Source organism: Burkholderia dolosa, assembly GCF_902499135.1.
GTDB lineage: Bacteria > Pseudomonadota > Gammaproteobacteria > Burkholderiales > Burkholderiaceae > Burkholderia > Burkholderia dolosa.
In genome coordinates this window covers 104,258-125,209 of record NZ_CABVPR010000006.1, presented here as the reverse complement: position 1 = coordinate 125,209, position 20,952 = coordinate 104,258, and the positions used below count along the sequence as shown (strand labels likewise).

Genomic DNA, 20,952 nt, shown 5'->3' with positions numbered 1-20,952 from the left:
TTCTCATGGGCCCGATGCAAACGCCGGCGCGAGTCGATTCGCGCCGGCGGATGCGTCGGGAATGCGGCGCGCTGTCGTGGCGCGCCGCTGTCGTTATCGTGTTACTGCGGCTTGTAGATCGAGTCGAACACGCCGCCGTCGGCGAAATGCGTCTTCTGCGCATTCGTCCAGCCGCCGAACGTGTCGTCGACCGTGTACAGCTTCAGCTTCGGAAACTGCTTCGTCAGTTCCGCCGGCACGCTCTTCGAGCGCGGCCGATAGTAGTTGCGCGCCGCAATCTCCTGGCCCTGCGGGCTGTACAGGAAGTTCAGGTACGCTTCGGCCAGCTTGCGCGTGCCCTTCTTGTCGACCACCTTGTCGACCACCGCGACCGGCGGTTCGGCCAGAATGCTCGCCGACGGCACGACGATCTCGAACTTGTCCGAACCGAATTCCTTGATCGACAGGAACGCCTCGTTCTCCCACGCGATCAGCACGTCGCCGATGCCGCGCTGCACGAAGCTCGTCGTCGCGCCGCGCGCGCCGGAGTCGAGCACGCCCGCGTTCTTGTAGAGCTTCGTGACGAACTCCTTCGCCGTCTGCTCGCTGCCGCCCGGCTTGTGCAGCGCATACGCCCACGCGGCCAGATAGTTCCAGCGCGCGCCGCCCGACGTCTTCGGATTCGGCGTGACGATCGACACGCCGGGCTTGGTCAGGTCGTCCCAGTCCTTGATCCCTTTCGGATTGCCCTTGCGCACGAGGAACACGATCGTCGACGTGTAAGGCGATGCGTTGTCCGGCAGGCGCTTCTGCCAGTCCTTGTTGACGAGCCCCTTGTTCGCCAGCGCATCGATGTCGTACGCGAGCGCGAGCGTGACGACGTCGGCCTGCAGCCCGTCGAGCACCGAGCGCGCCTGCGCGCCCGAGCCGCCGTGCGACTGCTTGAAGTTGACCGTTTCGCCCGTCTTCGCCTTCCATTCCTTGCCGAATGCCTGATTGAAGTCCTGATACAGCTCGCGCGTCGGGTCGTACGACACGTTCAGAAACGTCGTGTCGGCCCGTGCGTGCGCGGCAACGCCCAGCGCTGCCGCCGCGCCGAGCGCGAATGTTGCGATCAGGCGGCCCACTCCGCCCACCAGCCCCGTGTTGCGCTTCGCCATCCTTGGTTCTCCAGTGTTGTCGGTATTGCGATGTCGGGCCAGTCTAGCGAACGGGTTACATGATTAAAAATAATCCTTCTTCATTTTTTAATACTCAAAAGTGCTAACGCAGACGGGACGGACGGTTGCGGCGGACGAACCGGCGCATGAGCGTCGCGACATCGCGCCGGAATCGGCGCGATCGCGTCGAAGCTCAAGTAACGCTTGAAATTCGCGGAACACTGTATAAAAATACAGCTCACTGTCTATCCATACAGTTAAACCATGACCAAACTCACCGCCCGCCAGCAGCAAGTGTTCGACTTGATCCGCCGCGCGATCGAGCGCTCCGGCTTTCCGCCCACGCGCGCCGAGATCGCGGCCGAACTGGGTTTCAGTTCGCCGAACGCGGCCGAAGAGCATTTGCGCGCGCTCGCGCGCAAAGGCGTGATCGAGCTGGCGGCCGGTGCGTCGCGCGGCATCCGCCTGCTCGGCGGCGACGATGCGCCTCATCAGTTCACGCTGCCGCACGCGGGGCTGATGCAGTTGTCGCTGCCGCTCGTCGGCCGCGTCGCAGCCGGCAGTCCGATCCTCGCGCAGGAGCACATTTCGCAGCATTTCGCGTGCGATCCCGCGCTGTTCTCGAGCAAGCCGGACTACCTGCTGAAAGTGCGCGGGCTGTCGATGCGCGATGCGGGCATTCTCGACGGCGATCTTCTCGCCGTGCAGAAGCGCACGGAAGCGAAGGACGGGCAGATCATCGTCGCGCGACTGGGCGACGACGTCACGGTCAAGCGGCTGATGCGCCGGCCGGGCGGCATCGAGCTGATCGCGGAGAACCCCGATTACGAAAACATCTTCGTCAAGGCCGGCAGCGCGGATTTCGCGCTCGAAGGCATCGCTGTCGGGCTGATTCGCTCGGGCGAACTCTGACATTCGTCTCGCTGAGGAGAACACCATGGAACGCCTTGCCCGTCTGCTGCCTTTCCGTCAATTCGGCCGTCTGCGTCATCTGCGCGGCCGCACGCCGTGCGCACCGCTGTCCGCTGCTGCGCTCGTGAACCAAGAAGTCGCAGTCGAACGGCAGGCGTCGCTGCTGCCGTCGGCGCTGCCTGCTTTCGCACGCGTGTCGCTGAATGCGGGCCTCAATCATGCAGAGCCGGCGCGGCGCGCACCGGTACGCGTCTATCACGGCCGGTCGCGGCTGATCATGGTCGGCACGATCGACGCGGTTTGCCGAATGATCGATCGCTGCATCGCGGAGGAACGATCGGCCGCGCAACGCAGTCTCTGATGGCGGAACGTTTTCTCACGCCGGAGGCATCGTGACTGGTTCGTCGGGCCGCACGCTGCGGCTCAAGCCGCTATTGATCGTCGTGCTGGTCGTCGTCGCGATCGCGACGATCGGCTACGCATACGCATCGCCGTATATCGCGCTCAACCGCCTGAAATCGGCGATCGATGCGCGCGATGCACAGACGGTCAGCGAGTATGTCGATTTTCCGTCGTTGCGCATCAGCCTGAAGCAGCAGATCACCGAAGAGCTGATGCGCCGGATCGATGCGGTGAAGAAAGACAATCCGTTTGCCGTGATCGGAGCGTTGATCGGGTCCGCATTGATCGGCCCGCTGGTAGACGCATATGCGACGCCGGATGGTGTGGCCGCGCTGCTGAGCGGAATGCCGCCGCGCGGGAATCCGGGCGAGCGGCCGCCCGAGTGGTCCGGCGCTGCATCGGGCACCGCGCCTGCCGCGCCGCCGGCAAATCCGGCGGCCGCCGCGAACCCGTCGTCCAATGCGGGCAGCGACTCCGCTGCAACCACATCGCCGCCGCCGTCGGCGCCCGCATCCGCGAGTGCGGGCGACGCGAGTCCTCCGCCGCCTCAGCGGCAAACGAGCGCCGGCTACCGGAATTTCGACGAGTTCGTCGTCACCTATCAGCGCACGGCCGACGGCACGCGCTATGCGGCGATATTCCACCGCGTCGGACTGTTCTCGTGGAGGCTGTCCGGAATCGATCTGCACGCCGCGTAGCGCACTCGGCGAAGTCGCGTCACATCGACTCGCACCGCCATCGGCGCGGCACGGCGTAACCGGCCGGGCGGCCGGTTACGCCGTCATCGATTGCATTACTGGCTGCTTGCGGTTGCTGCGTCGCGTTCGCGCGCAATCTCGGCCTTCTGCTCTTCCGCTGACGAACACGCGACCAGAATGCTGCAGTTCACGCGATCGAGCAGCTGCGTGTTGCCGGATCCCATCCACCATCTCGACAGCCCGCTGCGGCAGCGATGGCCGACGACGACGAGATCGACCTTCAGCTCCGACGCGAGATTCGCGATTTCGTCGATCGGATAGCCGAACGCGAAGTGGCCTTCGGCCTGCACGCCGCGCTCGCGTAGCCAGTTCACGCCTTCCTGCAGGATTTCGCGCGCAGTTTCCTCGAAACGGCCGCACGCGACGTCGGTCAGCAGGCCCGCGCTTTGCGCGATGCTCGAACGCATGTCGACGACCGACAGCAAATGCGTTTCGGCTTTCAAGTCCAACGCGAGGTTGGCGCCGCAACGGAGCGCCTTGCGGCCCTCGAGCGTGCCGTCGTAGCACAGCAGAATCTTGTTGTAGCTCGCCATGAAACCTCCCTATCGCGACAACGTGGCCCTATGCATTCATCATGGTGCGCCGCAATTCCGGACGCAAGGGATGGAAAACGCGTATGCGCCGCGCGCGGCGCATACGCAATGGTGCGGCGCACGATCGGTGCACGCGCGCATCGCTGCGAGCAGACCTGCGCTGAAGAGACGCACCCGATGCACTAGAATGGCCCGTTCGTGCCGCCGTCCCGCGCTAGCGAACCGATACGGACGTGCGCCGCTTCCGTCATGCCCATGGGACAGGCGCGGGGCCGATCCGTTCGCACGCGAACATGCGGCATCAAGCACTCGGCAACGGCGCGCGCGCCGCCGCTCCATAACGACAATCTGCCCATGCCTGTCGCACTGATCGATTTCCGCAACGTCGTCAAGCGCTATGGCGACAAACGCGTCGTCAACGATCTGTCGTTCCACGTGCACGCCGGCGAATGCTACGGCCTGCTCGGCCCGAACGGCGCCGGCAAGACCACGACGCTGAAGATGCTGCTCGGCCTCGCGCATCCCGATGCGGGCACCATTTCGCTCTGTGGCGAACCGGTTCCCGCGCGTGCGAGGCATGCGCGCCGGCGCGTCGGTGTCGTCCCGCAATTCGACAATCTCGATCCCGACTTCACGGTGCGCGAAAACCTGCTGGTGTTCAGCCGCTATTTCGGAATGTCGGCGCAGGCTGCGCGTGCGCTCGTGCAGCCGCTGCTCGAATTCGCGAAGCTCGAGAACAAGGCGGATGCGAAAGTCGGCGAGCTGTCGGGCGGCATGAAGCGCCGCCTGACGCTCGCGCGCGCACTGGTGAACGATCCCGACGTACTGGTACTCGACGAGCCCACGACGGGGCTCGACCCGCAGGCGCGCCACCTGATGTGGGAACGATTGCGCTCGCTGCTCGCGCGCGGCAAGACGATCCTGATCACCACGCATTTCATGGAGGAAGCCGAACGGCTGTGCGACCGTCTGTGCGTGATCGAGGAAGGCAGCAAGATTGCCGAGGGCGCGCCGCACGCATTGATCGAATCGGAGATCGGCTGCGACGTGATCGAGATCTACGGGCCCGACCCGACCGCGCTACGCGATGAGCTGTCGCCGTTCGCGTCGCGCACCGAGATCAGCGGCGAGACGCTGTTCTGCTACGTGCGCGATGCCGAACCACTCAGTGCGCGACTCAAGGGCCGCACGGGCTTGCGCTATCTGCACCGTCCGGCCAATCTGGAGGACGTGTTCCTGCGGCTGACCGGCCGCGAAATGCAGGACTGACGCCGATGGACGTACGCAACTATTCCGCCGCCACGCCGTCCGCACCGCCGCGCGAATCGCGTTTCGCACTCGCGATGCCGGCGAACGCAACGAACTGGATCGCCGTGTGGCGCCGCAACTATCTGGTGTGGCGCAAGCTCGCGCTCGCGTCGATGTTCGGCAACCTCGCCGATCCGATGATTTATCTGTTCGGGCTCGGTTTCGGGCTCGGGTTGATGCTCGGCCATGTCGACGGCGTGTCGTACATCGCGTTCCTCGCGGCCGGCACCGTCGGATCGAGCGTGATGATGTCCGCGAGCTTCGAGTCGATGTATTCGGGCTTTTCGCGGATGCACGTGCAGCGGACGTGGGAGGCGATCATGCATACGCCGCTCGCGCTGGGCGACATCGTGCTCGGCGAAATCGTGTGGGCAGCGAGCAAGGCGATGCTGTCGGGCGTCGCGATCATGCTCGTCGCGGGCCTGCTCGGCTATGCGCACTTTCCGTCGATGCTCGCGGCGCTGCCGGTGATCGCGCTGGCGGGCCTCGCGTTCGCCAGCGTCGCGATGATCGTCACCGCGCTTGCGCCGTCCTATGACTTCTTCATGTTTTATCAGACGCTCGTACTGACGCCGATGCTGCTGCTGTCGGGCGTGTTCTTTCCCCTCACGCAGCTGCCGCCGGTTGCGCAGCTCGCCGCGCACGCGCTGCCGCTCGCGAACGCGGTGGAGCTGATCCGGCCCGCGATGCTCGGCCGGCCCGCGACCGACATCGGCCTGCACGTCGCGGTGCTCGCCGCTTACGCGGCGGGCGGGTTCGTCGTGTCCGCGTGGCTGTTCCGGCGGCGGATGATGCGTTGACGGCCGGCGCATCGGCGCCGGCTCGGCCGCACGACGTCATTCGTCGTCGTCGCTCCACGGAATCTCGACGTCGGTCAGGAACGCGACGGTCGCAAGCGGGCCGCCTTCGTGGCGACCGAGCTTGCCGTCCGCGCGATGCCATTCGACGCGGAACTGCGTGCCGGGATCGTCGGCGATCAGATAGACCGTGCGCAGCTCTTCCGGATCGGCTTCGTCGACCGGGCCGTCGAACGACACCAGCATCTTCTGCGGCCACACGCCGTTCACCGGATCGTAGATGCGGTCGCCCTGCGGAATGTCGATGCTGGCCTCGACGCCGATCGTCGCCGACGCCTCGACGATCATCGTGCCGAGCGCGTTCAGCACGGCAGTCGCCCGTGCGGAATTGGCCTGGCGAATCGCGAGATCGCCGCGCGTCAGCGCCTTTTCGAGTCGAGGATGAATCTTCGGTTGGGTCATGCGTTTTCCTGTTTGCTTCTTGTAAAAGCGCCTCGCGCGCGAAGCGGCGGCGCCGGATGAATGCGAAGATCGCGCGGGCGATCGAACGATGCGAGCGGCAATGCGTGTCGGTTCGAAACCGGCCGCCGCGAGTACGCCGCCCTGCTTGCCGACCGACGATCGAGCGGGCAAGCGCGCTCGTCGCCGCGCCGGCAACCCGCTCGCGCGCTCAGAATCCGAGCGCGACTGCCAGCAGTCCGCTGACGATCCCGAATGCGACGACGAGTGCGGTGATGATCGTCAGCATGTACGGCTTGAACGAACGCGCCAGCATCGCGAGCGACGGCACGCTGATCGGCGGCAGCGTCATCAGCAGCGCGGCGGCCGGGCCGACGCCCATGCCGAGCGACAGCATCGCCTGAATGATCGGCACTTCGCCGGCCGTCGGGATCACGAACAGCGTGCCCGCGACCGCGAACGCGACGATCCAGCCGAGATGGTTGCCGATGTCCGGACCGATATGCGGAAACAGCCATGCGCGCGCCGCGCCGAGCAGCAGCACGAGCACGATGTATTCCGGCACGAGCCGCACGGCCATCCGCGCAAACAGCTTGATCCAGCGTACGAACGGATTGCCGGCCGCGGCCTGTTCGGCTGCCAGCGCGGCGAGTTGCGCGTCGTCGACGCTGCGGTCGTCCGGCTGCGCGATCCGGTTCAGCAGATAGCCGATGCCGAACACCATCGCGACACCCAGCACGAGCCGCAGCGCGCTCCACTGCCAGCCGAGCACGAAGCCCATGAACACGAGCGCGGCCGGATTCAGCACCGTGTTGCCGAGCCAGAACGCGACCGCGCCGCCCGCCGACGCGTGGCGCGCGCGCAGCCCGGCGACGACCGGCGCCGCGCAGCACGTGCACATCATCCCCGGCAGCGACAGCAGGCCGCCTGCGGCAACGCTGCCGAAGCCGGTCCGGCCGAGCACGCGCGCGACCCAGTGCGCAGGCAGCAGCGCCTGCACGGCCGAACCGAGCAGCAGACCGAGCACCATCGCCTGCCAGATCGCCTTGCCATACGCCCACGCGTAGTCGATCGCCGCCTTCAGCGACGGCTCCGGCGCGGTCGCCGACGTGCCCATCAGGATCGACTGCCCGATCGAATGATGCTCGGCCGCGACGAACGCCTTGTTGTAGTACGGAAACCATTTCACATAGAACAGCCCGGCGACCGCGAGCAGCAGGAAGGTCATCCAGCCGAGCGCCGGGTTGGGTTGGGTGCGTGTGGTCGTCATCGTGTGGTCGTCGAATGTTCTTGGTTGGTCCTGGGTCGCGCAGCGGCCGCGACGGCCGGCGACGCCGGCAGGCCGGCCTGCGCGAGCTGCTCGAGCAGCGCGTGCGCCTGCTCGCGCACGTCGGCCGCGTTCGGCCGGAACGCGAACGTCAGCGCACGATTCGGGTTGCCGTACGCGGCGCGGTAGGTGCGTGCGTACGCGGGATCGTAATGCTTGTCGATCAACAGGCCGAACAGTTCGGCCCGCTCGCCCGCATCGATCATCGCGCTCCAGCGGGCGACCTCGTCGCGGCTGTGCAGGCCGATCAGCCGTTCGAGCTGCGCCTTGAACGCGACCGGCTCGTCGAACAGATGCGCGTAGTCGTCGAGCAGGAACGCGATACGCTCGTCGCGCGCCGCTTCGACCTGCACCCACGGCCCCGCGTGAAATGCGTCGAGCAGCGCGAGCGGCAACTGCACGAGGCCGATCTTACGGCTTTCCGATTCGACGAATACCGGCCAGGCGGGGTCGAAGCGGCCGAGCGCTTCGACGAGCCGCGAATCGAATGCCTTCTGCGTCGGCTGCGGCACGCCCGGCAACGCGCCGAGCAGCGAACCGCGATGGCACGCGAGCGCCTCGAGATCGAGCGTCTGCGCGCCCACGTCGCGCAGCGCGTTCAGCAGGCGCGTCTTCCCGCAGCCGGTGTGGCCGACGAGCGCGATGTAGCGAAAGCGCGTCGGCAGCGTGTCGAGCGTCGCGCACACCGAGCGGCGGTACGCCTTGTAGCCGCCGTCGAGCTGGCGCGCCTGCCAGCCGATCAGGTTGAACCAGGTCGTCATCGAGCCGGAACGCTTGCCGCCGCGCCAGCAGTAGATCAGCGGCCGCCAGTTGCGCGGGCGATCGGCGAACGTCGTGTCGAGATGGCGCGCGATGTTGCGCGCGACGATCGCCGCGCCGACGCGCGTCGCCTCGTACGGCGACACCTGCCGGTACATCGTGCCGACGAGCACGCGCTCGTCGTTGCTGAGCACGGGCGCGTTCAGCGCGCCGGGGATGTGATCCTCGGCGAACTCGAGCGGCGTGCGCACGTCGATGATCTCGTCGAACTCGGCGGCGCGATCGAGGGTGACGATCAGGTTCTTCAATTTGGCGTCGAACAGGCGCGATGCGGCTCGCAGAGCCGACGGGCGCGAAAGGCGGATTGGCGATTATCTCACGGCGCGGCGCCGCGGGCTGCGCGCGCCCGCCGGCGGTGCCGACGCCGCCCGCATCGCGTCGACCAGATGGTCGCGGAACGCGCGCACCGACGCCGGCAGGTCGCGGCCGGCCATCGTCTGCACCTGGATGCTGCGCTCGCGCAGCTGCGGGTTCGTGATCGGCACGACGACGAAGCCGTCCGCGTCGAAACGGTCGCGCACCGACAGCAGTCCGGTGAACATCACGGCGCCCGTGCGCTGCGCATAGCGATACATCGCCGCGGTGTTGTTGCTCGTCAGCTCGGGCTCGAGCATCAGCCCGTCGAGCACGCACGCGATGTCGATCAGCTGGCGCACCGTCGTGCCGGCCTCGGGCAGCACGTGCGGGTGCCGCGCGACGTCGGCGAGCGACACCGCGTCGCGCATCGCGAGCGGATGATCGCGCCGCACGAGCGCGAAGATCGGCGCGCGTTCCGCGTGATCGACGCGCACGCCCTTCTCTGGCGCGAGGCTGAACGTCAGGCCGATGTCTGCGTCGCCGTCGCGCACGCGCCGCGTCGCGTCGGCCGGCGACACGACCCACACCGAGAAATCGACGCGCGGATGGCGCGCCTTGAAGCTCGCGAGCACGCCGGGCAGGAAATCGATCGCGAACCCTTCCGAGCACGCGATCTTCAGCAGGCTGCCGTGCAGCGCTTCGAGGCCGCCGATTTCCTTCATCACGTGCTCGGCCTCGAGCAAGCTGCGCTGCGCGAAACCGAGCAACCGTTCGCCGGCCTCCGACAGCGCCATGCCGCGCGGCCGGCGCTCGAACAGCGGCGTGCCGAGCTCGCTCTCGAGCTTCGCGATCTGGCGGCTGATTGCCGACACGGCGACGTGCAGCCGCGCGGACGCGTCGCTGATCGAACCGGTGCGCGCCACTTCGACGAAATAGCGCAGCGCAAGGCCGTGCAGGAAAGCCGCCATGTCGTGTCTCCGCGGCCGGTCACGGCCGCCGTGCTTTGCCTTTTCGGCAATGAAAGCTTCGAAATTCGATCATTGTGACAAAAAAATCGGCTTCCTAGAATCGGTCCACCTCCCGGCCGATCGCGCCGGGCGCCCGCCACAGGAGACCCGCCGTGAGCCGTACCGCCGCCATCCAGCACGCGCTGAACCAGTTCGAATCCGGCACGTTGTTCGCGACGCTGAGTCGCCGCGTCGCGCTGCGCACCGAAAGCCAGGACAGCGGCTCGGCCGCCGCGCTGCGCGCCTATCTGACCGACGAAATCACGCCGGAGGCCGCACGCCTCGGCTTTGCGTCGCGGATCGTCGACAACCCCGTCGAAGGCGGCGGTCCGTTCCTGATCGCATCGCGCCACGAAGACGATGCGCTGCCGACCGTGCTGATCTACGGACACGGCGACGTCGTGCGCGGCTACGAGGCGCAATGGCGCGCTCCGCTGTCGCCGTGGACGCTGACCGCTGACGGCGATCGCTGGTACGGCCGCGGCAGCGCCGACAACAAGGGACAGCACACGATCAACCTCGCCGCGCTCGCGAGCGTGCTGGACGCACGCGGCGGCCGCCTGGGCTTCAACGCGAAACTGCTGATCGAGATGGGCGAGGAAACGGGTTCGCCGGGCCTCGACGCGCTGTGCCGTCGCGAGCGCGACGCGCTGGCGGCCGACGTGCTGATCGCATCCGACGGCCCGCGCATCTGCGCGGAACGGCCGACCGTGTTCCTCGGCTCGCGCGGCGCCGTCAACTTCAAGCTGACGCTGCGCGCGCGCGACGGCGCGCATCACTCCGGCAACTGGGGCGGCCTGCTGCGCAATCCGGCGATCGTGCTCGCGCACGCGCTCGCGAGCATCGTCGACGCGCGCGGCGCGATCCGCGTCGCCGGGCTGCGCCCGCCGCCGATTCCCGCCGCGGTGCGCGACGTGCTCGCCGATCTGTCGATCGGCGGCGGCCCCGGCGACCCGGCACTCGACGCCGACTGGGGCGAGCCCGGCCTGTCCGCCGCCGAACGCGTGTTCGGCTGGAATACGCTCGAGATCCTCGCGTTCAAGGCCGGCAATCCCGAGCATCCGGTCAACGCGATTCCGTCCGTCGCCTATGCGCACTGCCAGCTGCGCTTCGTCGTCGGCACCGACTGGCAGGCGCTGCATGCGCACCTGCGCGCACACCTCGATGCGCACGGCTTCGCGGACGTCGCAATCGACGTCGACCGCGGCGCACCGGCGACGCGCGTGCCGCCGGACGATCCGTGGGTGCGCTGGGCCGTCGCGTCGCTCGCGCGTACGACCGGCAAGAAACCCGCGATCCTGCCGAATCTCGGCGGCACGCTGCCGAACGAAGTATTCGCGGACACGCTCGGGCTGCCGACGCTGTGGGTGCCGCACTCGTATCCGGCGTGCTCGCAGCATGCGCCCGACGAGCATCTGCTCGCGAGCGTCGTGCGCGAGGGGCTGCAGATGATGGCCGGCCTCTTCTGGGATCTCGGCGCCGACGCGCCGCCCGTTCTCCGCACGGCGTGCGCCGCCGGCGCCGCCCTGTAACGCGCTTCGCCCTTTCCGCCGGACATGCTCATACGATGAATACGACCACGCTGACCACGCAGGAAGCCGTTCGCCCGAGCGCGGCCAAGATCCGTCGCATCATTCTCGCGGCGTCGATCGGCAATGCGCTCGAATGGTTCGATCTGATCGTCTACGGCTTTTTCGCGGTGACGATCGCGCGGCTGTTCTTTCCGGCGACGAGCGAGGCTACGTCGCTGCTGCTCACGCTCGGCACGTTCGGGCTGTCCTATCTGATCCGGCCGCTCGGCGGCTTCGTGCTCGGCGCGTACGCGGACCGCGCGGGCCGCAAGGCGTCGCTGCTGCTGTCGATCGCGATGATGATGGGCGGCACGCTGCTGATCGCGCTGATGCCGACCTACGCGACGATCGGCATCCTCGCGCCGCTCGGGATCATGCTGTCGCGGCTGATGCAGGGTTTCTCCGCCGGCGGCGAATTCGCGAGCTCGACCGCGTTTCTCGTCGAGCACGCGCCGCAGCGACGCGGCTTCATGTCGAGCTGGCAGTTCGCGAGCCAGGGGCTCGCGACGCTGCTTGCGTCGGGATTCGGCGCGCTGCTGACCTCCACGCTGACGCCCGCGCAGCTCGACAGCTGGGGCTGGCGCGTGCCGTTCCTGTTCGGCCTCGCGATCGGCCCGGTCGGACTCTATATCCGCCGCTACGTCGACGAAGGCGTCGAGTTCAAGACGCACGCGCGCTCCGACGCACCCGTGCGCGATCTGTTCGCGGACCAGAAGGCGCGGCTGCTGCTGGCGATCGGCGTGCTGGTGATTTCGACGGCGATCAACTACATGGTGCTGTACATGCCGACGTACGCGATCAAGCAGCTCGGGCTGCCGGCGTCGACCGGTTTCGCGGCAACGCTCGCGACCGGCGTCGTGCTGACGCTCGTCACGCCGGTCGTCGGCCATCTGTCCGACCGCATCGGCCGGATCCGCGTGATGTCGATCGCCGCCGTGCTGATGCTCGCGACCGTGTGGCCGACGTTCGCGTGGCTCATGCACCACGCGTCCTTCGCGGCAATGCTCGCCGCGCTGATCTGGATCGGCCTGCTGAAGGCGACGTACTGCGGCGCACTGCCGGCGCTGATGGCCGAGCTGTTCCCGCCGCAGACGCGCGCGACCGGTCTCGCGGTCAGCTACAACACGGGCGTCACGTTGTTCGGCGGCTTCGCGCCGTTCGTGATCACGTGGCTGATCAGCGCGACCGGCAATCGGCTGTCGCCGGCGCTGTATCTGATCGGCTGTGCGGTGCTGAGCCTCGTGGCGCTGCTGGTCGCGCGCATGCGGTTGAAGATGCGGTGAAGAACGGTACGATCGCGCGATGCGGTTGATGCGGTTGATGCAGCGGCCCGCCGGCGTCGCGCCGCGCGGGCCGCGGGCCGCGCGCCCGCGTTTACGGCGCCGGATTCGGCTGCCGTTCGTGCAGCGCTTCGATTTCGGCGAGGATCTCGTCGGACAGCTTCACGTGCACGCTGTCGATGTTCTCCTTCAACTGCTCGAGCGACGTCGCGCCGATCAGGTTGCTGCGCACGAACGGGCGGCTGTTCACGAACGCGAGCGCGAGCTGCGCGGGCGACAGTCCGTGACGTTTCGCGAGCGCGACGTAACGCGACGTCGCGTCGACCGCCTGCGGCTTGCTGTAGCGCTGGAACCGCTCGAACAGCGTGATGCGCGCGCCGGCCGGCCGCGCGCCGTTCTCGTACTTGCCGGACAGCCAGCCGAACGCGAGCGGCGAATAGGCGAGCAGCCCGACGCCGTCGCGATGCGTGAATTCCGACAGCCCGTTCTCGAACGTGCGGTTCAGCAGGCTGTACGGGTTCTGGATGCTCGCGATGCGCGGCAGCCCCAGTTTGTCGGCCGCATGCAGAAACTGCGCGACGCCCCACGGCGTTTCGTTCGACACGCCGATCGCGCGCACCTTGCCGGCTTTCGCGAACTCCGCGAGTACGCCGAGGGTTTCCTCGATCGGCACCGTATATGGATCGTCGATCCACGGATACGCGGAACGACCGAACGTCGTCGTGCTGCGATCGGGCCAGTGCAATTGGTAGAGATCGACGTAGTCGGTCTGCAGCCGCTTGAGACTGCCGTCGAGCGCCTCGGTCAGATTCTTGCGGTCGAACTGATTGCCTTCGCCGCGAATATGGCGCGGATTGTGCGGCTGGCGCGCGGGGCCGGCGATCTTCGTCGCGAGCACGATGCGGTCGCGCAGCGCGCGATGCTGCGCGAGCCACGTGCCGATGTACTGCTCGGTGCGCCCCTGCGTGTCGGCCTTCGGCGGCACCGGGTACATCTCCGCCGTATCGATCAGCGTGACGCCCTGTGCGATCGCGTAGTCGAGCTGCTCGTGCGCGTCGCGCTCCGAGTTCTGCTCGCCCCACGTCATCGTGCCGAGACCGATCAGGCTGACCTCGATGCCCGAGTCGCCGAGTGTGCGGTATTCCATGCTGTTCCTGTCGCGTCGGTGGAAAAGCAGAAACGCTATCACACTGAAGCGCACGCTTCAGACCGGCGCGGCAAACGCTTACAGCTTGCCTTCGGCGCCGCCGCGGACGCTACCGCTTCCGGCCTACGCGGACGTCGGCCGCTGAATGAAGCAGGTCGCCGACGCGTGCGCGACGATCTTGTCGTCGGGTGTCTTCAGCGTGCCTTCGGCAACGCCCAGCGAACGCGACAGATGAATCACGCGCCCTTCCGCGATCAAATCCACGTCGCGCGGCACCGGGCGCAGCATCTTCACGTGCAGATCCACCGTGCCGTAGCCGACGCCCGCATCCAGCATCGAATGCACCGCGCAGCCAGTGACCGAATCGAGCACCGTCGCCGCGAACCCGCCGTGCACACCGCCGAGCGGATTCAGATGCCGGCCGTCCGCGCGCGCCGACATCCTGATGTAGCCAAGTTCGACGTCGAGCGGCCGCATCGGGACCGTCTCCGAGATCGACGCAAGCGGTACGTCGCCCGTTACCGCAGCGCGCAGCAGTTCGAGACCGGACAGGGAAAGCGGATTCATCGGGTCGTCTCCTGATTGAATGCGCGTCGCCGCGCGGGTAAGTTCTAAATTGGAACTCATTATTGGCAACGGCATCGCGCTTGTCAACGCGCCAGGCGCCCGGTGCGACCGAGTGTGGGTTCTATAATCGAACCCGCTATTTCGCTGAACCGCCCCCGCGAGACTTTCGACCATGAAATGGGATGACATCGGCACGCTGAACTGTTCGGTCGCGCGCACGCTCGCCGTGCTCGGCGATCGCTGGACCATGCTGATCCTGCGCAACGCGTTTCTGGGTTGCCGGCGGTTCGAAGCGTTCCAGGCGCAACTCGGCGTCACGCGTCACGTGCTGGCCGAGCGGCTCGCGCGTCTCGTCGACGAAGGCGTGCTGATCAAGCGCGCGTATCAGGAACGTCCGCCGCGCTTCGAATACCGGCTGACCGAGAAGGGCCGCGACCTGTACCCTGCACTGCTCGCGCTGATGACGTGGGGCGATCGCTGGAAGGACGACGGACAAGGACCGCCGCTGCAGCTGCGCCATCGTACCTGCGGCCACGTGATGCACGCGCTCGCCGTATGCTCGGCCTGCGGAGAACCGCTCGATCCGCGCGAGGTTCGACCGGAGCCGGGGCCGGGCTGGATCGCACCCGACGAGGCCGGCGAGCACGACGCTTGATGCCGGAAGCCGAGCGCGTCGGGCATATACCCGCGGCACGGGCCCGCGCGTGTGCCGGCCGCGTGTGACGCGTTCGTATCGTGCGCGCAATGCCGGAGCACGACCCGGCGATCAGCCGCGACTGCGCACGCGCGTTTCTTCTGTTCGAATCGATCCTCCACAACGGGCCCGCGACGCTTGCTGCACGCAAGCGAAACGCGCTCGCGACGGACATCGCACCATGCGCAGCTCGGCTGAATCGGCGCGCGCTGCGTGCGCGTGCCGCGCGGCATGATCCGCGTAGCCGTATCGCCCGCCGCCCCGGCGCACGATGTCGTGCGGCTTGCGCGCCGCTTGTTCGCATTCCGGCGTGGTCGCGCCGCCACGTCTGCGTTACACTCACGGCCCGCTGTCTCAAAATCTTCCGCTGTCCACGATGTCGCCGCGCAATCGCCTCGCCGCTGCCTGTCTCGCCGCTTCCCTGCTCGCCACGCCGTTCACCGCCTTCGGCAAGACGCAAACCGAATCGCTGCTGCAACAGGCGATCGACTTCGTCTCGCGGCTGCTGCCGAGCCCGACACACGAAGCACCGGCCACGCAGGTCGTCGAATCGGCGTTCTCGCCGGACGGCGGCGCCGAAGCGCTCGTGCTGAAGGCGATCGGCGCCGCGCGCAGCTCGATCCGCGTGGCCGCATACTCGTTCACGTCGCCGCCGATTACGCGCGCGCTGCTCGACGCGAAGCGGCGCGGCGTCAACGTCGCTATCGTCGCGGACGACAAGGGCAATCGCGCGAAGAGCAGCAAGCAGGCGCTGAACCTGCTCGTCAACGCGGGCATCCCGACGCGCACGATCGATACGTACGCGATTCATCACGACAAATACCTCGTCATCGACGCCGAGCATGTGGAGACGGGTTCGTTCAACTACAGCGCGTCGGCCGCCAGCCGCAATTCGGAAAACGTGATCGTCGTGTGGAACAATCCGCAACTCGCGTCGCGGTATCTCGCGCACTGGCAAAGCCGCTTCGACCAGGGTACGCCGTACCGTTCCTCTTACTGACCCTTGCGCTGCAAGCCGTAACCGATCCAGCGCCTTCGCGCCACGGCGAACCTTCGATGCCGCACGTCGTGGATGATCCGCGAGCGAGCGCCCGCGATCAACCTGGCCAAACGGCCGGTACGGCGCGCTGCGCATCGAACGACGCACAGCGCCCTATCGCGATCAATGGATCTGGGCGACCCGTGCCGTTGCGGGCTCGGCGCGCGTGCCGCGCCCGCAACCGTCGCGCGCATGCGCGTCGCTCGCGGCCGGCGTCGACATATCGCGACCGGTGCCCGGCAGCGCACTCAGCACGCACTCCGCGCTGAACGCGAGCGAGCGCTGAACCATCGGATAGAGCAAATACAGCGCAAACGCGAGATAGCCGGCGTAGAGAAGTCGATTCATGTGCGATGAGATGAACGATCGAGTTCATCCCGTTTACGGCACCGCACCGTATCGCTTGAGCCGTCGCGCACGGCCGGCATGCGGCAAGCGACGCGCCCCCTCAAAAAACGTCGCAGACGACTCGCCGGCATACCACGCGCGCGCGCCCGGGCAACCGGTGCCCGGCAGAAACGATCCGGGCGCCGGCCCATCGCGCGGGCCATCGCAGGCCATCGCGCTCAGGCGGACTCATGCCGCCGCATCAGCCTCCGCACGGCGGCGCGCTCGCCATCGCTTCGACGATCTGCTCGGGCGTGAGATCGCGCTGATGCGTGGCGATCGACCAGCGGTGCCCGAACGGATCCTCGACCTGTCCATAGCGGTCGCCCCAGAACATGTCGGCGGCCGGCATCGTGACCGTCGCGCCTGCGTCGGCAGCCTTCGCAATCGACGCGTCCACATCGGGCACGTACAGATGCAGGCAAACGGCCGTCCCTTTCAGCGCCTTCGGGCCGAGCGCGCCATGCTCGGGCATTTCGTCGACCAGCATGAACGCCGAGTCGCCGATCGCGAGACACGCGTGCGCAAGCCTGCCGTTCGGCGCTTCCAGGCGAAACCGCTCGGTCGCGCCAAACGCGCGCTTGTAGAAATCGATCGCATCGCGGGCGCCGGCGCAGATCAGATGCGGCGTCAGCGTGTGCATCCCTTCAGGGATCGGTTTGACGGACGTGGACATGGGTGTCGCTCCTTTGGTCGTGAATCGAAAGACGGGACGGACGCGCTGCGCACGCCCCCGATCGCACGACGAGCGAGCAGGACGGAAATCGACATACGGGACGACATTTTTTTGCCGGACGCGCCGAGCCGGCTCGGCGCGCCGCAGCGGCAAAGATTGCCGACGAACGGTGCGGATCGCGAACGATCGACCGATGACGATCGAGCAGATGCGGTCGCGACGTTCGTTAGCGCGGAATGCGTGCCGTTGCGGGCATCGGTCGCCTGCGCACGCCGACAGCGCCGTTGGACGTGCCGCGGCGGACCGAACAGTCTAGTGAGTCCGCGCGACCAGCTGCGGCGCGGCGCCGACGCCGCGGATCGGCGCTCCCTCGGCGGATGCGGGAACCGCCGTCGACGCAGTTTCCGGCGACGGCGGCAGCGACGGCGGCGGAGCGGCGCTCTGACAAGCAGCAAGCACGATACTGCAGAGCACGGCTGACGAAGATGCGGTAACGACTTTCGACATGATCTCGTTCCGGTTGAGGGTGCATCGTGGTTCGCGACATGCAAAAAAACGCGCGAGCGGTGAAACCGCTGCCGCTGCCGGTCGCCCGGCAGTCATCGCCCGACACGGCTCGCCGCGCACGGCAACGTGCGAACGCTGGTCAGATCTGCGGAAGGTCACGCATCGTGCGCGACTCGCTCGTCATGTCGACGTCGAGCTCGATGCCTTCCGACGCATCGCGATAGCGTACGCGCTTGAGCTTCGGCCCGATCGCGATTCCGTCCGCTCCATCGAAGATCGCGCGGACATCGGTGCCGGCCGCGAGCGCGCGCGCCACGTCGGCCACCGGCGCCTCGCTCGGCGCCGCCGCCCACGACCGGTCGGCCGGATTCACGGCCGCCCAGCGCACGTGCGTCACGCGCGCGCTCAGCGGATCGATCCGCACACCATTCACCGCGTACATCGACATCGGAATCTCCTTCGAAATTTCGGCGGCCCGCCGCGCATCGCGCCGGCGCGGAGCGCGGCGTCGCAGCCGTCCGGACATACCGTCCGGCACGGTTTTCGATGATACATTGACGCGCTTTGCAACCGTCCGCCTACGCTTTGCGCGCAGGAGAAACACATGACCGACGCTTGGGGAACCTTCCCTGCCCGAATGGGCGACCATCAGGCTTTCATCAGCTTCAACGAGCAGTATGCGCAGAACGCCGAAAACGATCCGCGCACGTCGCTGCTCAGCGTGCGCGTCACGCTCGCGCGCCCGAGCGCGGACGGCCTGCCGACCGGCGACGAGTTCGCCGAACTCACGCGGATCGAGGATCTGCTGAACGCGTCGATCGCCGAGAAAGACGGCGTGCAGGTCGGGCGAATTACCGTCGACGGGCATCAGGATTTCCTGTTCTACGTGCCGTTCGACGAAGCGACCGCGGCGGAACTCGTCGATTCGCTGGCCGACCGGACCCCGTACGCGCTCGAATATGCGCATCAGGACGATCCGCACAAGGACGCCTACTGGCAGACGCTCTACCCGACCGACGAAGACCGTCTGTTGATGCGCGACATGCGCGTACTGAAGGTGCTGCGGCAGAAAGGCGACGCCGGCGACGTGACGCGGCGCGTGATGCACTGGGCGTACTTCGCGGACCCGAGCGATGCGCATCAATTCGCGGACTGGGCCGAAGCGAACGGCTATCTGGTCGAATCGGTCGCGCCGACCGAAGACGGGCAGTCGGCCGTGCGCTTTGCGCACGAAGGCACGATGATGCTCGCCGACATCACGCGCCATACGCTCGCGATCGATCGCGAGGCGCGCGCGTTCGCGGGCCGATACGACGGCTGGGAGACGAGTGTCGAGCAGGCTCGATGATGATCTTGCCGACATGCTCGTCGGCGTGCGGACCGCGATGCGTTCGGCGAAAAAGCATCCCGGCAGCGCTGCGACGCGCCGCCGGGATCAAGACATTGCCGGCCGCAACCGGCAATGGGCCTAAGCACACAGGCACGAGGAAAGCAATTCATGCGGACCAGGCAAACGCCTGTCCGGTCCCGCCGACGCAGCCCTGTTGCGTCGGTGTGGCAAAAAGCCCCCGCTCCTGCGCGAGCGAGCGGGGAAATGGTTGACCGGGCCGGGGTAGAACGGTCAACCAGTCAGATTGTGAACGCGGCATATGCGGCGGTCTGTGCGGCAACTCACCCTTTCGATCATCGTCACGCCGATATCGCGTCGTTTATATGCGGATGGTTTGCGCGATCCGCGTTTCAGGAAGCAAGCGCGTTGCATCGGCACATCGCGATTCTCTGCGTGCGAAGCCGATTCGGGTTTATCGCGTTTGCATGCTTCTCATGAACGGCGGCTTCGCAATGGCAATACTGCTGCCGTTCAGCGGACGATCTGCCGTTGCCGTTCCTGCGATGTCTGTATCGGGTGGCTGTGCGCTTTACATCGGGCGGTTCCGCGCTTGACGCGAGTCGTATGTGGCGCGCCGTGCGTTCCGACGTTTCGGTCGGCGGTACCGTGATATTCGGGCGATTTGCCGATTGCGATCGTCGGTGCACAATCATGTCGGTTTGCGGTCATGCACAATGAGTCTCGATCGGAACTTCCGTCGCGAACGGTTTTTGCTGTTCTTTGTTGCTATTCCGGTTGCCGGCATCGCGCTGCGCGACCGAACCCGCGCATAAAAAGCGCTTGCGCCTTCAGAGGAAACAATGGCACTCGCCTGTACGCAACATGACGGCGTCGACGTGTGGATCGTCGAACTTCCCGGCCATCGGCACTACGCTTATACGCGTCTGAAGCGCGTCTTCTCGTCCGATGACTCGCGGCATCGTGTCGTGACGGTCGACGTGAAGAAACTGCTGGTCTGTGCGGACCGCGACATGACCGACTACGTGCTGCCATCGGTCGAATACTGGGCGCCGGGAAAAGCCGCGGGCATCCGCGCGTTCCTCGCGCCGGACCAGCCCCGGATTCCCGACATGCCGTTCATCACGTTTCGCGAGACGAGAACGCGGACGCTGCTCGGCATTCCGGGCCTGTCCAAAGTCGGCGTTGCTTCGTTCCGGAACGGTCAGCATCGCGCGCGGTATCTCGCGCATGCAGGCGCGACGAGTCTGCCGGTCGAAGTGCACGAGACCGAGGCGGATTTGCTGGCGCGTTACTGCGGTGAATGACTGTACGGGGTTGGGATTTGTGCCGCGATATGGGTGGCGGCTGGAACGGGTTGAAGCCGAGTGGGAAAACCGCCGGCAAAAAGATGCCCCGACGCCTTCGCAGGCTGTCGGGACCGAACGGCCCTCTCATATCTGAAGGCACGAGGAAACCGCTACGTTACGCGACAGCAGCGCTTTGGCCGGACACGCCAAAGCGCGGTCTTATTCGGACAATTGGCTCGATGGACAACTTCGCCGCAATCCGTGTGCGGCGGTACGACGAGGGCCGTCCATGTTCGGATGACCATGCTATTCAACGACATGACTGCACAACAGCCACCGCCACGCTTTTGAAGCGTTCGTGGTCGCGGACACGAAATGGATTCGATTGGATCGATGACGAGCAGAATGCTCGGGGAATGGCGGTACTCGAATCGCCGCCAATATGGGCGCGCGTTTTGTCGAGCACAAAACAAAACAGGCGCCGAAGCGCCTGTTTTGAATGCATTCTGTGGGGTGGCTGATGGGACTCGAACCCACGACAACAGGAATCACAATCCTAGCGCGCCAGCCTTGTCCAGCAAGCCTCACAGGCTGATCATTGGGAATTGTTTTACAAAAAAGCCCTTTGATTCTGTTGAGTTTTTTCGGCCTCGTTCCCCTAAATCTACATCGCTGCCACTTCGTTTCTG

Annotated in this window: 22 protein-coding genes; 11 read left to right on the top strand and 11 right to left on the bottom strand. The window is 66.6% G+C overall.

What is annotated here, in order from left to right; all coding sequences use genetic code 11:
• Positions 1–101: 101 nt before the first annotated feature.
• On the bottom strand, positions 102–1,139 hold the full coding sequence (locus BUB20358_RS05120) for a sulfate ABC transporter substrate-binding protein (protein WP_006764363.1): 1,038 nt from the start codon (positions 1,137–1,139) through the stop codon (positions 102–104).
• Positions 1,140–1,403: 264 nt separating this feature from the next.
• On the opposite strand from BUB20358_RS05120, the gene lexA reads away from it, so the two are divergent.
• The 3 genes from lexA to BUB20358_RS05105 are packed head-to-tail and all read left to right on the top strand — an operon-like array spanning position 1,404 to position 3,151.
• On the top strand, positions 1,404–2,051 hold the full coding sequence (lexA, locus tag BUB20358_RS05115; RefSeq protein ID WP_006400150.1) for a transcriptional repressor LexA: 648 nt from the start codon (positions 1,404–1,406) through the stop codon (positions 2,049–2,051).
• Between the two features lie 25 nt (positions 2,052–2,076).
• Positions 2,077–2,412, top strand: coding sequence for a hypothetical protein (locus BUB20358_RS05110; protein WP_006764364.1), 336 nt, complete (start codon positions 2,077–2,079; stop codon positions 2,410–2,412).
• Between the two features lie 31 nt (positions 2,413–2,443).
• Positions 2,444–3,151 carry a DUF2939 domain-containing protein gene (locus BUB20358_RS05105; RefSeq protein WP_035972430.1) on the top strand — a complete coding sequence of 236 codons (708 nt, stop codon included), beginning with the start codon at positions 2,444–2,446 and terminating at the stop codon, positions 3,149–3,151.
• Between the two features lie 95 nt (positions 3,152–3,246).
• On the opposite strand, the gene BUB20358_RS05100 is transcribed toward BUB20358_RS05105, so the two are convergent.
• Complete coding sequence (locus BUB20358_RS05100; protein ID WP_006764365.1) at positions 3,247–3,744, bottom strand: universal stress protein; 498 nt, start codon at positions 3,742–3,744, stop codon at positions 3,247–3,249.
• 354 nt (positions 3,745–4,098) lie between these two features.
• Between BUB20358_RS05100 and nodI the strand changes: the two genes are divergently transcribed.
• Together nodI and BUB20358_RS05090 are read left to right on the top strand one after the other, a co-directional pair.
• Positions 4,099–5,013, top strand: coding sequence for a nodulation factor ABC transporter ATP-binding protein NodI (gene nodI / locus BUB20358_RS05095; RefSeq protein WP_035972432.1), 915 nt, complete (start codon positions 4,099–4,101; stop codon positions 5,011–5,013).
• 5 nt (positions 5,014–5,018) lie between these two features.
• Positions 5,019–5,852 (top strand): ABC transporter permease, encoded by an 834-nt coding sequence (locus BUB20358_RS05090; protein ID WP_006764367.1) that lies wholly within the window; start codon positions 5,019–5,021, stop codon positions 5,850–5,852.
• Positions 5,853–5,888: 36 nt separating this feature from the next.
• On the opposite strand, the gene BUB20358_RS05085 is transcribed toward BUB20358_RS05090, so the two are convergent.
• The 4 genes from BUB20358_RS05085 to BUB20358_RS05070 form a co-directional block, all read right to left on the bottom strand.
• Entirely contained in the window at positions 5,889–6,311 is a 423-nt protein-coding gene (locus BUB20358_RS05085; protein ID WP_006764368.1) for a hypothetical protein, read from the bottom strand.
• A gap of 208 nt (positions 6,312–6,519) precedes the next feature.
• Positions 6,520–7,578 (bottom strand): permease, encoded by a 1,059-nt coding sequence (locus BUB20358_RS05080; RefSeq protein ID WP_035972434.1) that lies wholly within the window; start codon positions 7,576–7,578, stop codon positions 6,520–6,522.
• Positions 7,575–8,702 carry a tRNA 2-selenouridine(34) synthase MnmH gene (gene mnmH, locus BUB20358_RS05075; RefSeq protein WP_006764370.1) on the bottom strand — a complete coding sequence of 376 codons (1,128 nt, stop codon included), beginning with the start codon at positions 8,700–8,702 and terminating at the stop codon, positions 7,575–7,577. The genes BUB20358_RS05080 and mnmH overlap by 4 nt, the downstream gene beginning before the upstream one ends.
• Before the next feature lie 63 nt (positions 8,703–8,765).
• Positions 8,766–9,719 (bottom strand): LysR substrate-binding domain-containing protein, encoded by a 954-nt coding sequence (locus BUB20358_RS05070; protein ID WP_006764371.1) that lies wholly within the window; start codon positions 9,717–9,719, stop codon positions 8,766–8,768.
• Between the two features lie 152 nt (positions 9,720–9,871).
• Here BUB20358_RS05070 and BUB20358_RS05065 point away from each other — a divergent pair, with 152 nt between their 5' ends.
• Together BUB20358_RS05065 and BUB20358_RS05060 are read left to right on the top strand one after the other, a co-directional pair.
• On the top strand, positions 9,872–11,290 hold the full coding sequence (locus tag BUB20358_RS05065) for a M20 family metallopeptidase (protein WP_006764372.1): 1,419 nt from the start codon (positions 9,872–9,874) through the stop codon (positions 11,288–11,290).
• 35 nt (positions 11,291–11,325) lie between these two features.
• Positions 11,326–12,612 carry an MFS transporter gene (locus BUB20358_RS05060; RefSeq protein ID WP_035972435.1) on the top strand — a complete coding sequence of 429 codons (1,287 nt, stop codon included), beginning with the start codon at positions 11,326–11,328 and terminating at the stop codon, positions 12,610–12,612.
• A 91-nt stretch (positions 12,613–12,703) separates the two neighbouring features.
• Here the strand turns inward: BUB20358_RS05060 and BUB20358_RS05055 are convergent, their stop codons facing one another.
• Together BUB20358_RS05055 and BUB20358_RS05050 are read right to left on the bottom strand one after the other, a co-directional pair.
• On the bottom strand, positions 12,704–13,756 hold the full coding sequence (locus tag BUB20358_RS05055; RefSeq protein WP_035972437.1) for an NADP(H)-dependent aldo-keto reductase: 1,053 nt from the start codon (positions 13,754–13,756) through the stop codon (positions 12,704–12,706).
• Between the two features lie 123 nt (positions 13,757–13,879).
• Entirely contained in the window at positions 13,880–14,323 is a 444-nt protein-coding gene (locus BUB20358_RS05050) for a PaaI family thioesterase (RefSeq protein ID WP_035972439.1), read from the bottom strand.
• A gap of 172 nt (positions 14,324–14,495) precedes the next feature.
• On the opposite strand from BUB20358_RS05050, the gene BUB20358_RS05045 reads away from it, so the two are divergent.
• Complete coding sequence (locus tag BUB20358_RS05045) at positions 14,496–14,978, top strand: winged helix-turn-helix transcriptional regulator (RefSeq protein ID WP_006764375.1); 483 nt, start codon at positions 14,496–14,498, stop codon at positions 14,976–14,978.
• 415 nt (positions 14,979–15,393) lie between these two features.
• On the top strand, positions 15,394–16,017 hold the full coding sequence (locus BUB20358_RS05040) for a phospholipase D family nuclease (RefSeq protein WP_035972441.1): 624 nt from the start codon (positions 15,394–15,396) through the stop codon (positions 16,015–16,017).
• Positions 16,018–16,179: 162 nt separating this feature from the next.
• On the opposite strand, the gene BUB20358_RS05035 is transcribed toward BUB20358_RS05040, so the two are convergent.
• From BUB20358_RS05035 to BUB20358_RS05025, 3 genes are all read right to left on the bottom strand, one after another.
• Positions 16,180–16,404, bottom strand: a complete 225-nt coding sequence (locus tag BUB20358_RS05035; RefSeq protein WP_006764377.1) for a hypothetical protein — start codon at positions 16,402–16,404, stop codon at positions 16,180–16,182.
• Between the two features lie 241 nt (positions 16,405–16,645).
• Positions 16,646–17,119 carry a VOC family protein gene (locus tag BUB20358_RS05030; RefSeq protein ID WP_006764378.1) on the bottom strand — a complete coding sequence of 158 codons (474 nt, stop codon included), beginning with the start codon at positions 17,117–17,119 and terminating at the stop codon, positions 16,646–16,648.
• Between the two features lie 646 nt (positions 17,120–17,765).
• The gene (locus tag BUB20358_RS05025; RefSeq protein WP_035973358.1) at positions 17,766–18,074 is read right to left on the bottom strand and encodes a hypothetical protein; all 309 of its coding nucleotides are present in this window, start codon (positions 18,072–18,074) and stop codon (positions 17,766–17,768) included.
• Between the two features lie 156 nt (positions 18,075–18,230).
• On the opposite strand from BUB20358_RS05025, the gene BUB20358_RS05020 reads away from it, so the two are divergent.
• Together BUB20358_RS05020 and BUB20358_RS05015 are read left to right on the top strand one after the other, a co-directional pair.
• Entirely contained in the window at positions 18,231–18,974 is a 744-nt protein-coding gene (locus BUB20358_RS05020) for a DUF695 domain-containing protein (protein ID WP_006764380.1), read from the top strand.
• Positions 18,975–19,816: 842 nt separating this feature from the next.
• A complete protein-coding gene (locus tag BUB20358_RS05015; RefSeq protein ID WP_006764381.1) occupies positions 19,817–20,281 on the top strand; it encodes a plasmid fertility inhibition factor family protein in 465 nt (154 codons plus the stop codon).
• Positions 20,282–20,952: the final 671 nt, after the last annotated feature.

What these genes read in the sequence shown, in the direction of transcription:
- BUB20358_RS05110 (WP_006764364.1), top strand. Translation starts at nt 2,077, where the DNA reads ATGGAACGCCTTGCCCGTCTGCTGCCTTTCCGTCAATTCGGCCGTCTG.
- nodI (WP_035972432.1), top strand. Translation starts at nt 4,099, where the DNA reads ATGCCTGTCGCACTGATCGATTTCCGCAACGTCGTCAAGCGCTATGGC.
- BUB20358_RS05120 (WP_006764363.1), bottom strand. Translation starts at nt 1,139, where the DNA reads ATGGCGAAGCGCAACACGGGGCTGGTGGGCGGAGTGGGCCGCCTGATC.
- BUB20358_RS05090 (WP_006764367.1), top strand. Translation starts at nt 5,019, where the DNA reads ATGGACGTACGCAACTATTCCGCCGCCACGCCGTCCGCACCGCCGCGC.
- BUB20358_RS05045 (WP_006764375.1), top strand. Translation starts at nt 14,496, where the DNA reads ATGAAATGGGATGACATCGGCACGCTGAACTGTTCGGTCGCGCGCACG.
- lexA (WP_006400150.1), top strand. Translation starts at nt 1,404, where the DNA reads ATGACCAAACTCACCGCCCGCCAGCAGCAAGTGTTCGACTTGATCCGC.
- BUB20358_RS05015 (WP_006764381.1), top strand. Translation starts at nt 19,817, where the DNA reads ATGGCACTCGCCTGTACGCAACATGACGGCGTCGACGTGTGGATCGTC.
- BUB20358_RS05085 (WP_006764368.1), bottom strand. Translation starts at nt 6,311, where the DNA reads ATGACCCAACCGAAGATTCATCCTCGACTCGAAAAGGCGCTGACGCGC.
- BUB20358_RS05050 (WP_035972439.1), bottom strand. Translation starts at nt 14,323, where the DNA reads ATGAATCCGCTTTCCCTGTCCGGTCTCGAACTGCTGCGCGCTGCGGTA.
- BUB20358_RS05080 (WP_035972434.1), bottom strand. Translation starts at nt 7,578, where the DNA reads ATGACGACCACACGCACCCAACCCAACCCGGCGCTCGGCTGGATGACC.
- BUB20358_RS05035 (WP_006764377.1), bottom strand. Translation starts at nt 16,404, where the DNA reads ATGAATCGACTTCTCTACGCCGGCTATCTCGCGTTTGCGCTGTATTTG.
- BUB20358_RS05100 (WP_006764365.1), bottom strand. Translation starts at nt 3,744, where the DNA reads ATGGCGAGCTACAACAAGATTCTGCTGTGCTACGACGGCACGCTCGAG.
- BUB20358_RS05020 (WP_006764380.1), top strand. Translation starts at nt 18,231, where the DNA reads ATGACCGACGCTTGGGGAACCTTCCCTGCCCGAATGGGCGACCATCAG.
- BUB20358_RS05040 (WP_035972441.1), top strand. Translation starts at nt 15,394, where the DNA reads ATGTCGCCGCGCAATCGCCTCGCCGCTGCCTGTCTCGCCGCTTCCCTG.
- BUB20358_RS05070 (WP_006764371.1), bottom strand. Translation starts at nt 9,719, where the DNA reads ATGGCGGCTTTCCTGCACGGCCTTGCGCTGCGCTATTTCGTCGAAGTG.
- BUB20358_RS05055 (WP_035972437.1), bottom strand. Translation starts at nt 13,756, where the DNA reads ATGGAATACCGCACACTCGGCGACTCGGGCATCGAGGTCAGCCTGATC.
- BUB20358_RS05030 (WP_006764378.1), bottom strand. Translation starts at nt 17,119, where the DNA reads ATGTCCACGTCCGTCAAACCGATCCCTGAAGGGATGCACACGCTGACG.
- BUB20358_RS05025 (WP_035973358.1), bottom strand. Translation starts at nt 18,074, where the DNA reads ATGTCGATGTACGCGGTGAATGGTGTGCGGATCGATCCGCTGAGCGCG.
- BUB20358_RS05060 (WP_035972435.1), top strand. Translation starts at nt 11,326, where the DNA reads ATGAATACGACCACGCTGACCACGCAGGAAGCCGTTCGCCCGAGCGCG.